The 11128-nt window shown below is 60.0% G+C and carries 10 protein-coding genes; 1 reads left to right on the top strand and 9 read right to left on the bottom strand.

All coding sequences use genetic code 11. The annotated features are described in order from the left end of the window. Positions 1–216 precede the first annotated feature (216 nt). From ABH912_RS06005 to argH, 9 genes are all read right to left on the bottom strand, one after another. Positions 217–924, bottom strand: coding sequence for an HPP family protein (locus ABH912_RS06005; protein ID WP_429510045.1), 708 nt, complete (start codon positions 922–924; stop codon positions 217–219). A gap of 159 nt (positions 925–1083) precedes the next feature. After that, on the bottom strand, positions 1084–2262 hold the full coding sequence (locus ABH912_RS06000; RefSeq protein ID WP_429510043.1) for an MFS transporter: 1179 nt from the start codon (positions 2260–2262) through the stop codon (positions 1084–1086). Between the two features lie 209 nt (positions 2263–2471). Further along, positions 2472–3836 carry an MmgE/PrpD family protein gene (locus tag ABH912_RS05995; protein ID WP_429510041.1) on the bottom strand — a complete coding sequence of 455 codons (1365 nt, stop codon included), beginning with the start codon at positions 3834–3836 and terminating at the stop codon, positions 2472–2474. Then, a complete protein-coding gene (locus tag ABH912_RS05990; protein WP_429510039.1) occupies positions 3833–4720 on the bottom strand; it encodes a polysaccharide deacetylase family protein in 888 nt (295 codons plus the stop codon). The genes ABH912_RS05995 and ABH912_RS05990 overlap by 4 nt, the downstream gene beginning before the upstream one ends. Next, positions 4713–5561, bottom strand: a complete 849-nt coding sequence (locus tag ABH912_RS05985; RefSeq protein WP_429510037.1) for a polysaccharide deacetylase family protein — start codon at positions 5559–5561, stop codon at positions 4713–4715. The genes ABH912_RS05990 and ABH912_RS05985 overlap by 8 nt, the downstream gene beginning before the upstream one ends. Positions 5562–5746: 185 nt before the next feature. After that, complete coding sequence (locus ABH912_RS05980) at positions 5747–6571, bottom strand: ABC transporter substrate-binding protein (protein WP_033054775.1); 825 nt, start codon at positions 6569–6571, stop codon at positions 5747–5749. Positions 6572–6609: 38 nt separating this feature from the next. Next, positions 6610–7374 (bottom strand): amino acid ABC transporter ATP-binding protein, encoded by a 765-nt coding sequence (locus tag ABH912_RS05975; protein ID WP_033054778.1) that lies wholly within the window; start codon positions 7372–7374, stop codon positions 6610–6612. A 10-nt stretch (positions 7375–7384) separates the two neighbouring features. Continuing rightward, a complete protein-coding gene (locus ABH912_RS05970) occupies positions 7385–8263 on the bottom strand; it encodes an amino acid ABC transporter permease (RefSeq protein WP_033054780.1) in 879 nt (292 codons plus the stop codon). A 149-nt stretch (positions 8264–8412) separates the two neighbouring features. After that, the gene (gene argH, locus ABH912_RS05965; RefSeq protein WP_429510035.1) at positions 8413–9840 is read right to left on the bottom strand and encodes an argininosuccinate lyase; all 1428 of its coding nucleotides are present in this window, start codon (positions 9838–9840) and stop codon (positions 8413–8415) included. Positions 9841–10147: 307 nt separating this feature from the next. On the opposite strand from argH, the gene ABH912_RS05960 reads away from it, so the two are divergent. Further along, on the top strand, positions 10148–11113 hold the full coding sequence (locus ABH912_RS05960; RefSeq protein ID WP_429510034.1) for a LysR family transcriptional regulator: 966 nt from the start codon (positions 10148–10150) through the stop codon (positions 11111–11113). Positions 11114–11128 lie beyond the last annotated feature (15 nt).

The raw sequence follows: 11128 nt of genomic DNA, 5'->3' as shown, positions 1-11128 counted from the left end.
GAGGTGCGGTTCTGTCAAAGCGCGAAGGCAGCGTCGCCACTCAACAACGTTGAGTATGTCTCCATAGCCAGACTTCCTGTGTCATCGCTACTGGATATTACGGCGAACCAGACTTCGTAGTGAAAGGCAGACAACTCTATGCGGTACGTTCTTTACTTTAGTTGCAAGTTATCGACTGGCAAGGTGATGTAAGACCATTGGTCGATTCCTCTCGGGTTATGCCCGACCGGACAGCACTTCACCAATACTGCGCCGTCTGGCATGCAATTCACTGGCATGGATCAATTGTTCGAGGTCCTCAGGCGTGACATCAAAGAACGCTTCCATCTCCGCCAAGGCCAGTTTCAGGTCCTGGGCGGTGATCGCCTGGCTGTCGGTGGGCGGTCGGTCGGCCGGGACCCTGGACACCGGTTCGCTGGCGCGTTTTGGGTAACGAATGCGCGTCAGGTTGTTGTAGGCCAGGGCGCTGAGCAGCATGGTCGATCCGCTGAGCATCACCGGGCCGAGGGCTTTCCAGTCCAGGGCAATGGTCGCCGGGTCCGCCAACACCAACAGCAGCGCCAAGGCCCCGGCCGGTGGGTGCAGGCAACGCAGCCAGCACATCAGAATCAGCGCCATGCCGGCAGCCAGACAGGCACTGCCAAGGGTTCGTCCCAGCACGTGAGCGACCAGCAGCGAAACCACCCCGGCGCTGAGGTAGCCGCCAAGAATCGACCAGGGCTGGGCGAGGGCGCCGGAAGACACCGCGAACAGCAACACGGCCGATGCACCCAACGGACCGATCAAGTGCTGCGCCACTTGCATGCCGAAGACCTGGCTGCACAGCCAGACGCTGAACATCGTGCCCAGGGACATGCCGATGGCAGCGCGGCTCCATTCGGAGGGGCGGGTGTTGATGGCGGCAGGAAACCAGCGAGCGAACATGAGGCAGACGATCCGTTGAAAAAAACCGAGGCAAAAAAAAGGCTTAGCTGGGATACCCAGAAAGCCCTTGAAGTTGTTCCAACTATTGGGGGAGGAACGAGCACAGTGTGCCGTTCATTCCTGATGCTGACAAATTCATATTAATGCAGTTTGAGTGCATTAATTTTGCTGTAAGGCCACCCGGCGACCGCTCATGAAACACAGAAAACCGCCCATGGCGGTCAGCACGCTCAGGGCATAAAACATCGTTGGCGCCGGGGTGTGAATCAGCAGGTAGCCGCAAATCACCGGGCTCAGGGCTCCGCCGAGGGCCGCAAGGTTTTGCGCACCGTAATAGCTGCCGCGCAATTCTTCCGGGGCCAGGGTGTCGACGAAGAGGAATTCGGCGGGGTAAATGATCATTTCACCAAGGGTGAAGATGAACATTGCCACGCACCAGCTCAAAAGGCTGTCAGCCAGGCTGAAGCCGATCAACCCGACGATGAACAAGGTGGTACCGCCCGCGATCCAGTAACGCAATTGTTCGCGCTTGAGGAAGCGGCCGATCTGGTATTGCAGCAGGATCACGCTGATCGCGTTGCAGGCGAGCAGGGCGGCCATGGTTTCCAGTGCCCGTTTGGAGTCGTGGGTCACCAGCAGGTATTGCGACAGGTACAGGGTGAAACGGCCGTGGACCACGGTACTGAGCAGGCAGCCGCAGGTGAACATGATCAGCGTGCGGTCATTTTTCAGGGTGACCAGTGTCTTGAGAAAACTCGCGGGCTGGCCAATTGCGGGTGTCTGGGCCGCGTCCTTGGGTATCCCGATCATCAGGAAAATACTGAAGAACGCGATGCCGCCGGCGATCAGGAACGGTGCAATCGGATACACGCCGGCAATCACCACGCCCAACATCGGGCCGGTGGCGTAGCCGATGTTGGTCAAGGTGTAGCGCAGGGAAAACGCCTTGGCGCGTTGGCCCATGGGCAGGTTTTCACTGAGGATCGCCTTCGAGCCGATCAGGAACAGCGCCGAGGCGGTTTCGGTGATCACCAAGGTGGCGGTGGTCAGGTAGAGGTTGTCGGCGAAGGTCAGCAGCACGAAGCCGATGGCGCTGGAGAGCATCGCCAGGATCAGCAGCCGGCGCTTCTCGAGGCGGTCGATGATGTAACCGCCGTAGAGCGCGAGCAGGGTGGCGATGAACACCGCGATGCCCAGCAGCAAGCCAACGTCCTGTTGGTTGAGGCCGAGTTTGTTGCTCAGGAACAACGTCAGCAGCGGGCTGGTGATGGCGCGGCTGACGACGATGGTCAGCGAAACGATCATCAACCGGCGGATAACGAGTGAGTAAGTGGCCACGGTGGTGCGGATGTCCTTATTTTGGTGTTTGGCTTGGGATCCACCCCTCACCCTAACCCTCTCCCCAGAAGGGCGAGGGGACTGACCGAGGTGTTTGGTCGACATATTGCGACCTGCAACATCGAGTCGAACTCAGATTTTGAAAGGCATGAAAATCTGCTCCCTTTCCCCCTCTCCCCTCTGGGGAGAGGGTTGGGGTGAGGGGGGGGTTAACGACCACCCAAACCCCCAAGCCATGCACCCAGAGCCTCGACAGATTCCAACTCTTCAACCCGCCACAACTGCTCAAGCAGTTCTACCGCTTGCTCCCGCGGCATCACCCGCACCGCCAGACTGAAAAACTTCTCTTCCAGCGCCGCATCACTCAACGGATTGCCCGGCGCACCCAACGGCACTTCAACACACAGGCTCGCCTGCCGACCGTCCACGGTCCGCACGCTGACGACGGGCTCGCCATCCTCTGACAGTTGCGGGTCCACTTCAAGACAGATACGCGACATCCAGTGAGCAATCCGTGGATCGCCCCGTTGTTGATCGTCATACGCCTCCAACCGGCAATGACCCTGCACCAGCCGGGCCGCAAGGGCATACGGCAGGCTCATCTGCGCCGCCGCCAGCGTGCCGACGTCGCGTCCGCCGCACATGTCCTGAAGAAATCCGCACAACGACACCCGGACATCCTCGACCTGATCCGCGCTGACCTGCAGTTGATCCAGCAACAGGCCCAGCGCATCGATTGCCGAATGGGTTCCTCGGCACGCCGCATAAGGTTTGAGCGAGCAGCGAGCGAGTTTCCATACGACGCCCAGATCGGCATCCAGCGCGTCAGGTTGTGAGCTCTCTCCGGCCAGGGTCTTCAGAAACCCACCCCAGACATCGTCGAACAACTTCGTCGGCCCGGTGATGCCTCGTTGGGCAAATCGTGCCGCCAGCAATCCACCCTCGGCGGCACGACCGCTGTGAAGTTTCTTGCTTTGCGAACCGTCGTGGATGAATGCCCACAACCCCCCACTGAAACTGCCGGCAATGCCCAGCGCCGAGACGGTTTGCGCGGTATCCAGTCCGAGAATTCGCGCACTGGCCGCCGCCGCGCCGAACACGCCGCAGGTGGCAGTGGAATGCCAGCCGGCGCCGTTGTGGGCCGAATAGCTGCCGCAGGCTTCGAGCACCCGGCGGCCGATTTCGTAGCCGATCACCACGGCCGTGATCAACTCCCGGCCATTCACCGGTTTGCCAGACATCGACACCGCCGCCATGACCGCCGGCAGCACCACCGCGCCGGAATGGTCGCAGCCACCGGTGTCGTCCAGTTCCAGGGCATGGGCGGCGACACCGTTAAGCATCGAGGCCTGAGCTGCGCCGGTGCGCTGATCGGTGCCCCAGATCAGCGTGCTCCCGGTTTCACCGTCGAACACCTGACGTGCCTGTTTCGCGACATTGCTACCAGCCCCGGCCAGCGTCGCGCCGAAGGTGTCGAGTATGTGCCGCTTGGCTTGGGCCACCAGTGCGGGCGGCAAGTCTTCGAATCGGGTGTCGACGCAGAACTGCGCCAATCGCTGCATCCGCTCGGTCATAGGAGGTAATCCCGATAATGGCGCTCATACACCGAGGCCGGATGATCCTCGGCCACCGGCAGCGCCGATTCAGCCCACCATTGCGCGACGTCGGCGCCCGTGGCAATCCACACGTCATCGTGCTGTTGAATCTCCTCAAGCAACTCGCGCAGTACGCCAATCCGCCCAGGCGTCGCAATGATCTCCGGGTGCAGCCGCAGCACATAACACAAGCCGAATCGGTGAAACCCGGCAAAATCCATTTGCAGGTTGCCCAGGGTGTGGCTGTAAGAGGCGATCCGCGATTGCGCCGGCGGCACGGCCGGGCTGAGGTTGAAGGCGAAGTAGGGTTCGTCTTCCAGTTCGTAGTGCAACGGCAATTCGATGACGTCGGGCGCCGTCGGATGAGCGAATGGCAAATCATCGCCGCGCCACGACGATGACCAGCGAATTCCGTGATCCTTCAACGCCTCGATGAAGCCCGGCGCACCGTTGCCGGCCGGGATGCGAAAGCCTGTTGGACGCTGACCCGTCAGCGCGGTCAATGCCTCACAGCCTTTGGCAATCTCGGCGCTTTGCTCGTTGAGACTCAGGGTGTCGTAGTTCTGATGGCGATACCCGGCGCAGGCGATCTCATGCCCACCGGCCAGGATTGCCCGAATATGCTCGGGGTTTTCCTCAGCGACAATACCGGGAATAAACCAGCTGCTGGAAACCCCCAGTTCATCGAACAAGCCGAGCAACCGGTCGACGCCGCGTTGGGTGCCATAGCGCCAGACTGACAGCGTCTTGTCGCGCCCGGCGACCTCCGGGGCCTGGGTGAGAATGCCGTGGATGTCGTTGTAGTCGACGGTCAGCACCACGGCGCAACGGTAGCCTTTGGGCCAGACAGTGGAATCAGCCATGGTGATGCTCCTTCAGCCACCACTGGGCGACATCGCGGCACGTGGCGAACCACACGTCATCGCGCTGGCGCATGTGTTCGAAGAGTTTTTCCAGCAGCAGGATGCGTCCCGGTTTGCCGGTGATCTTGGGGTGGAACAGGGTGGTCAGGCACAGCCCTTCGTTCATGGCACCGTCGTACTCGCGGCACCAGTTATCGAGGGTCAACGCGTAGCTGGCGGTGCGGTCCAGCCCGGAAGGAAAGTCCGGCGCGCGGGTGTAGGCGAGGGAGGCGTAGTCGTCCATTTCCCAGCGGCCGGGGATCTCCACCAGCGGGGTGTCGTGGCCCGGCACTTTCACCAGGTACGGCCGGTCATCACCGCGCATGCTGCTGGAGTAAGTCACGCCGGCTTCCACCAGCATCGCCGGGGTTTCGGCGCGCCAGTCGCCGGACGGGGTGCGGAAACCTTCGGCGCGGATGTTCAGGTGCTTCCAGAACACCTCGCGGGATTTGTTCATCACGTCCTTTTGCTGGTCCAGCGTCAGGGCGTAAAAGGATTCGTGTTTGTAGCCGTGGTAGGCCACTTCATGCCCGCGCTCGACAATCGCCTGGCACTGTTTCGGCCAGTTCTCCACGACCCAGGCCGGGACGAAGAACGTCGTCGGGATCTGGTACTCATCGAGCACATCGAGGATGCGTGGCAACGCCCGGTAAGGGCCGTAACCGCCGAAGCCGAAGTATTCGGGCTTGCGCCAGATCGAGCCGTTGAGCATGGCATCGCCGGTCGGGCCGTCGAGGTCGAAGGCCAGGGCGAGGCAGGCTTTGTGCTGGTCGGGCCAGGTGGGTTGTGGTGAGGAGGACATCAGTGGCACTCCATTTATCTATAGGTAAAACACAGAACATTGTGGGATCTGGGTCGATCATCAAATCTCCGGTCAACCCGTAACCTTGTAGGAGTGAGCCTGCTCGCGATGAGGCCGCCACATTCAACATCTCTGCTGACTGATACACCGCTATCGCGAGCAGGCTCACTCCTACAGGGCAAGCATTACTTGCCGGCGTTGATGGTCACAGTCTTGATCGCACCCAGCTCCAGATCCCATTTTTTCAGGATGGTCTGATACGTGCCGTCATCCACCATGCTCTGCATCGCCACCTTCACCGCTTCACTCAACTCAGGCTTTTTCTTGCTCACGCCAAGGCCGGTGAACTGCTTGGAGATCGGCAGGCCCACGGTCTTGTACATGTCCTTTTCCTGGGTCTTGAGGTACGGCAGGGTTTCGCTGCCTTGCATCGCGGCATCAATCCGGCTCTGGCGCAGTTGCGCACGGGCATCGGCCGAACCTTCGGTGCCGATCACCACGATGGCCGGTTTGCCGGCGGCTTCGCAGTTGGCCTTGCTGTATTCAGCAATTTCCGCCGGGAAGGTCGTACGACGGCTGGTGCCGACTTTCTTGCCGCACAGGTCGATGATCTCGTTGAAATCCTTGTTCTTCTGCAAGGTGTAGAACTGCGGACCGCTGGTGAAGTAGTCGACGAAGGTCACGCTGGCCTGGCGTTCGGCGGTGTCGGTCATGCCCGACATCACCATGTCCACGCGGTCGGTGGTCAGCGCATTGATCATTTGCTCGAAGCCGGTTTCCTGCCATTTGATCTTCACGCCCAGACGTTCGGCGAGGGCGTTGCCCAGGTCGTAATCGAGGCCGGTGAGGGTGTTGGTGGCCGGGTCCTTGAAATCCATCGGCGGGTAGTTCGGCATGATCGCTACCACGACCTCGCCTTTTGCCTTGATGCTGGCCGGCAGTTCGGCGGCGAAGGCGAAGCCGGAAGCCATAACGCTTGCGAGTACTGCGGGGATAACTATGTTCTTCATGGTCGTTCTCTTATGAGTGTTGTTACGCCAGCCGGCGCTTAGGTTCGAACGGCAGAAATGAAGCTTTGGGTGCGCGGGTTTTGCGGACTTATTAGTATTTCTTCGGGGCTTCCAGCCTCCACGATCTGCCCGCCGTCCATGAACACCATGCGGTTGGAGACTTCGCGAGCGAAGCCCAGTTCATGGGTGACGACGATCATGGTCATGCCGGTTTGCGCGAGGTCGCGCATCACCGACAGCACCTCACCGACCAGTTCCGGGTCGAGTGCCGAAGTGGGTTCATCGAACAGCATCAGCTTGGGCCGCATGGCCAGTGCACGGGCAATGGCGACGCGTTGTTGCTGACCACCCGAGAGTTCGATCGGGTAGCTGTTGCGCTTGTCGGCCAGGCCGACGCGAGCGAGCAATTCCACGGCTTCTTCGTGCGCCTCTTTGGGCGAACGCTTGAGCACCTGGCACGGCCCTTCGATGATGTTTTGCAGTACGGTCATGTGCGGGAACAGGTTGAAACGCTGGAACACCATGCCGGTGGACAAGCGTTGACGGGCGATCTGCGACTCATTGAGTTCGTGCAGTTTGTTGCCGACGATCCGGTAACCCACCAGTTCGCCGTCGACCCACAGGCCGCCCTTGTCGATTTTTTCCAGCTGGTTGATGCAGCGCAGCAAGGTGCTTTTGCCGGAGCCGGACGGGCCGATGATGCACAGCACTTCGCCTTGCTCGACTTCGATGTTGATGTCCTTGAGCGCGTGGAAATGGTCGTAGTACTTGTTCAGGCTCACGGCCTTGACGATGCTTCTCATGTTGAACTCCTCAAGAACGCTTGCCGGCGCCGCGAGCGAAACGACGCTCCAGACGGCTTTGACCGAAGGACAGGACGGTGACGGTGGCCAGGTACCAGATACCGGCGACGATCAGCAGCTCCATGACCCGGGCGTTGGCGTAGTAGATGTTCTGGGCGTTGTAGAGCAGTTCCGAGTACTGGATGACGCTCGCCAGCGAGGTCATCTTCACCATGCCGATGAACTCGTTACCGACCGGCGGAATGATGACCCGCATGGCTTGCGGCAGGATGATCCGGCGCAGCGCTTGCAGGCGCGGCATGCCGATCGACTTGGCGGCTTCGTACTGGCCGGTGTCCACCGACAGCAGACCGGCACGCACCACTTCGGCGGTGTAGGCGCCCTGGTTGATGCTCAAGCCGAGGAGGGCGGCCACGAACGGCGTCATCAGGCTCACGGTGTCCATCTCGAACACACCGGGGATGCCGATGGTGGGGAAGATCAGCGCCAGGTTGAACCACAACAGCAGTTGCAGGATCAGTGGCGTACCGCGAAACAACCAGGTGTAGGTCACTGCCACGTAGCGCAGGATCGGGTTGGCCGACATGCGCATGATCGCGGTGATCACCCCGAAGACAATGCCCAGCGCCATGGCCAGCACCGCCATGATGATGGTGTTGAGCAAACCCCACATGATCGCCTGGGACGTGAGGAACTGGCCGATGTAAGACCACTCGATCTTGCCTTCGGCAAAGGCCCGCACCAGCCCGAGAATCGCAATGACGATGACGGTGGCGAAGAAAATCCGTCCGTAATAACGCCGTGGCACATGGTGGTACTGGGTGATATCGAACTGGTTTTCCGCCAGTTTGCGCTCCGCCTGGAGTCGTTCTGCCTGAGTCTGGCTCATGTTGCTTCTCCGTACACTTGGTAATTCAGGCCAACCACATTCCCTGTAGGAGTGAGCCTGCTCGCGATGGCGGTATTACATCGACATCGATGTTGACTGACCCACCGCTATCGCGAGCAGGCTCACTCCTACAGGGTTTGTGTTCTGCTTCAGAGCCGGAAGCCTTGATAGTTTTCGGTCCATTCGTGCTGCGCGGCGAGGGCCGTTTTCAACCGGCCGATCTGCTCGCGCACCTGTTGCGGCGCGGTGCCGCCCCAGCCACTGCGGGCGGCGATGGCGGCTTCGAGGGTCAGGCTCTCGCGCACTTCAGCAGTCAACCGTGGATCAATCTCGGCCAACAACGCCGGGGAGGCTTCCCACAATTCGATGTCGTGTTTCTCACAGGCCTGGACCAGCGCACCGGTGATTTCGTGGGCTTCCTTGAACGGCACGCCGCGCATGGCCAGCCAGTCGGCGACTTCGGTGGCGAGGGTGAAACCCAGTGGCGCTTGGCGACGCAGCTCTTCGACGTTGACCTTCATGGTTGCGACCATCCCGGCCATGGCGGGTAGCACCAACAACAGGGTGTCGACACTGTCGAGCACGCCGTTTTTGTCTTCGCTCAAGTCGCGGTTGTACGACAGTGGCAAGGATTTGAGGGTGGAGAGCAGACCGGTCAGGTTGCCGATCAGGCGACCCGCCTTGCCGCGTGCCAGTTCAGCGATGTCCGGGTTTTTCTTCTGCGGCATGATCGAGCTGCCGGTGGCGTAGGCATCGTCCAGGGCGACCCAGCGAAATTGCCGCGACGACCACAGGCAGAATTCTTCGGCGAGGCGGGAAATATTGATCCCGAGCATGCTGGCGATAAACAGGAACTCGGCAACGTGATCGCGGCTGGCCACGGCGTCGATGGAGTTTTCACACACGCCGCTGTAACCCATTTCCTTGGCCGACTGCTGAGGCAGGCGAGCGATGGCGGAACCGGCCATGGCCGCCGCGCCGAGTGGCGACAGCGAAGTGCGTACGTCCCAATCCACCAGGCGTTGCACGTCACGCAGCATGGATTGGGCGTGGGCCAGCAAGTGGTGGGCGAAAACGATCGGCTGGGCTTGCTGCAGGTGAGTGAACCCCGGGCAGATGCTTTCGATGTGTTGCTCGGCCTGATCCACCAGCGCTTGTTGCAGGGCCAGGACTTCAACGGCCAGGGTGCGGACGTGATCACGCAGGAACAGGCGCAGGTCGTTGGCGGTCTGGTCGTTGCGAGAACGACCGGCACGCAGCTTGCCACCGAGGGCGCCGAGGCGTTCGGTCAGCAGGCGTTCGATGAAGGTGTGGACGTCTTCGTCGTCCAGGGTCGGTGCAATGCTGCCCGCGCGGAAGTCATCACCGATGCGCTCCAAAGCGTCGAGCATGGTCTGGGTTTCTTGCTCACTCAGCAGCCCGGCGCGTTGCAGTTCACGGGCATGCGCCTTGGAGCCGGCGAGGTCGTACGGGGTGAGGCGAAAGTAGCGCTCGGGGCAACGGGACAAGGCCGCCAGGGCTTCGGATGGGCCGCTTTTGAAGCGAGCACCCCAGAGACGGTCGGTGGTTTGAGACATTGTTGTTTTCCTCGTCGGTAAAGCGAACTGAAATCGGTGTGCCGGGCCTGAAACACTCGCCGCAAATCAATGGGGCGTGGTGAGGCCTAAACATTATTCAAGGGCAGGGGAAAAGCGCAGTTGCATCGTTACGAGAGCTGATCGTAGTGTCAGCTTTTAATAGTTCGAAATCAGTGAGTTGGCACTGATGTGCGGGATTTATTAGCGGTTGCCAAGCCTGGTTTTCTGTGGTCATTATTATTTACCAGCACTATTTTTGTTGTTGGACACAGGTTGTTGAATAGGGCGCCAGAGGTAAATAGGCATTATGGAAACCCCACTTTCCAATTCCGGAAACCCGCCGTTGAAAACGGGCCATCGGGCATCGCTGACCCTCAGCGGTCTGGACTTCAAACTGCTCAAAGTGTTCAAGGCCGTGGTCGAGGCCGGTGGCTTCAGTGCCGCCCAGAACGAGCTGAATGTGGGACTGGCAGCCATCAGCAAACAGATCTCCGACCTGGAGATCCGCATCGGCATGCGCCTGTGCACCCGCGGCCGCGAGGGGTTTCACCTGACCGAAGAGGGCCGCCTGGTGTATCAGGCGTCCATTGATTTATTTGCCTCGGTCGACAACTTTCGTGATCGCCTTAGTTCAGCGCAAAACGAACTGATCGGTGACCTTGGCGTGGGGGTTATTGACAATACGATTTCCGACGTTAATTCGCCGTTAGTTGCTGCGCTTAGAATAATTAATGAGACATCGCCGAAAGTAAGGTTCCAACTTCAAGCCTCTCAGTTGGATGAGGTGGAAAGAGGCGTGGTAGAGGGGCGGTTAGTAGCAGGGATTGTGCCGGTTTATCAAAAACGCGAAGAGTTTGATTACTACGCACTTTATGAAGAACGCTCCGAAGTTTATTGCGCGGTCGGCCATCCATTGTTCTCGGTGCCGGACGCAGAAATCGGCAGTCATGTGCTCAAGGATTACGAGTGCATCAACCACCGCTATGCGATCCATCGCGACAAACTGAACTTTGCCCATTACGACAGCTTTTCCGCGTCGGCCAGCCAGGTCGAAGCGGTGGCATTGTTGATCAAGACCGGGCGTTTCGTGGGTTTTCTTCCCCAGCATTACGCCGCCTCGATGGTGGCGCAGGGGCAGTTCCGCGCGGTGCGTCCGGACCTCATCAACATCGTCACGCCGTTCAATCTGATCCTGCGCCACAACACTGTGCGCAGTCCATTGGTGAAGGCGTTTGCCCAGGCGTTGGGGGTTGATTTGAAGGCGCCGGCTTGATGATAAGCGTGCTCA

It is taken from the genome of Pseudomonas sp. BT76 TE3572, from assembly GCF_050435365.1.
Lineage (GTDB): Bacteria > Pseudomonadota > Gammaproteobacteria > Pseudomonadales > Pseudomonadaceae > Aquipseudomonas > Aquipseudomonas fluorescens_W.
This window is presented reverse-complemented; position numbering and strand designations above follow the sequence as displayed.

Coding starts and splice junctions, on each gene's coding strand:
- ABH912_RS06005 (WP_429510045.1), bottom strand. CDS start 924: ATGTTCGCTCGCTGGTTTCCTGCCGCCATCAACACCCGCCCCTCCGAA.
- ABH912_RS05995 (WP_429510041.1), bottom strand. CDS start 3,836: ATGACCGAGCGGATGCAGCGATTGGCGCAGTTCTGCGTCGACACCCGA.
- ABH912_RS05990 (WP_429510039.1), bottom strand. CDS start 4,720: ATGGCTGATTCCACTGTCTGGCCCAAAGGCTACCGTTGCGCCGTGGTG.
- ABH912_RS05985 (WP_429510037.1), bottom strand. CDS start 5,561: ATGTCCTCCTCACCACAACCCACCTGGCCCGACCAGCACAAAGCCTGC.
- ABH912_RS05980 (WP_033054775.1), bottom strand. CDS start 6,571: ATGAAGAACATAGTTATCCCCGCAGTACTCGCAAGCGTTATGGCTTCC.
- ABH912_RS05975 (WP_033054778.1), bottom strand. CDS start 7,374: ATGAGAAGCATCGTCAAGGCCGTGAGCCTGAACAAGTACTACGACCAT.
- ABH912_RS05970 (WP_033054780.1), bottom strand. CDS start 8,263: ATGAGCCAGACTCAGGCAGAACGACTCCAGGCGGAGCGCAAACTGGCG.
- argH (WP_429510035.1), bottom strand. CDS start 9,840: ATGTCTCAAACCACCGACCGTCTCTGGGGTGCTCGCTTCAAAAGCGGC.
- ABH912_RS05960 (WP_429510034.1), top strand. CDS start 10,148: ATGGAAACCCCACTTTCCAATTCCGGAAACCCGCCGTTGAAAACGGGC.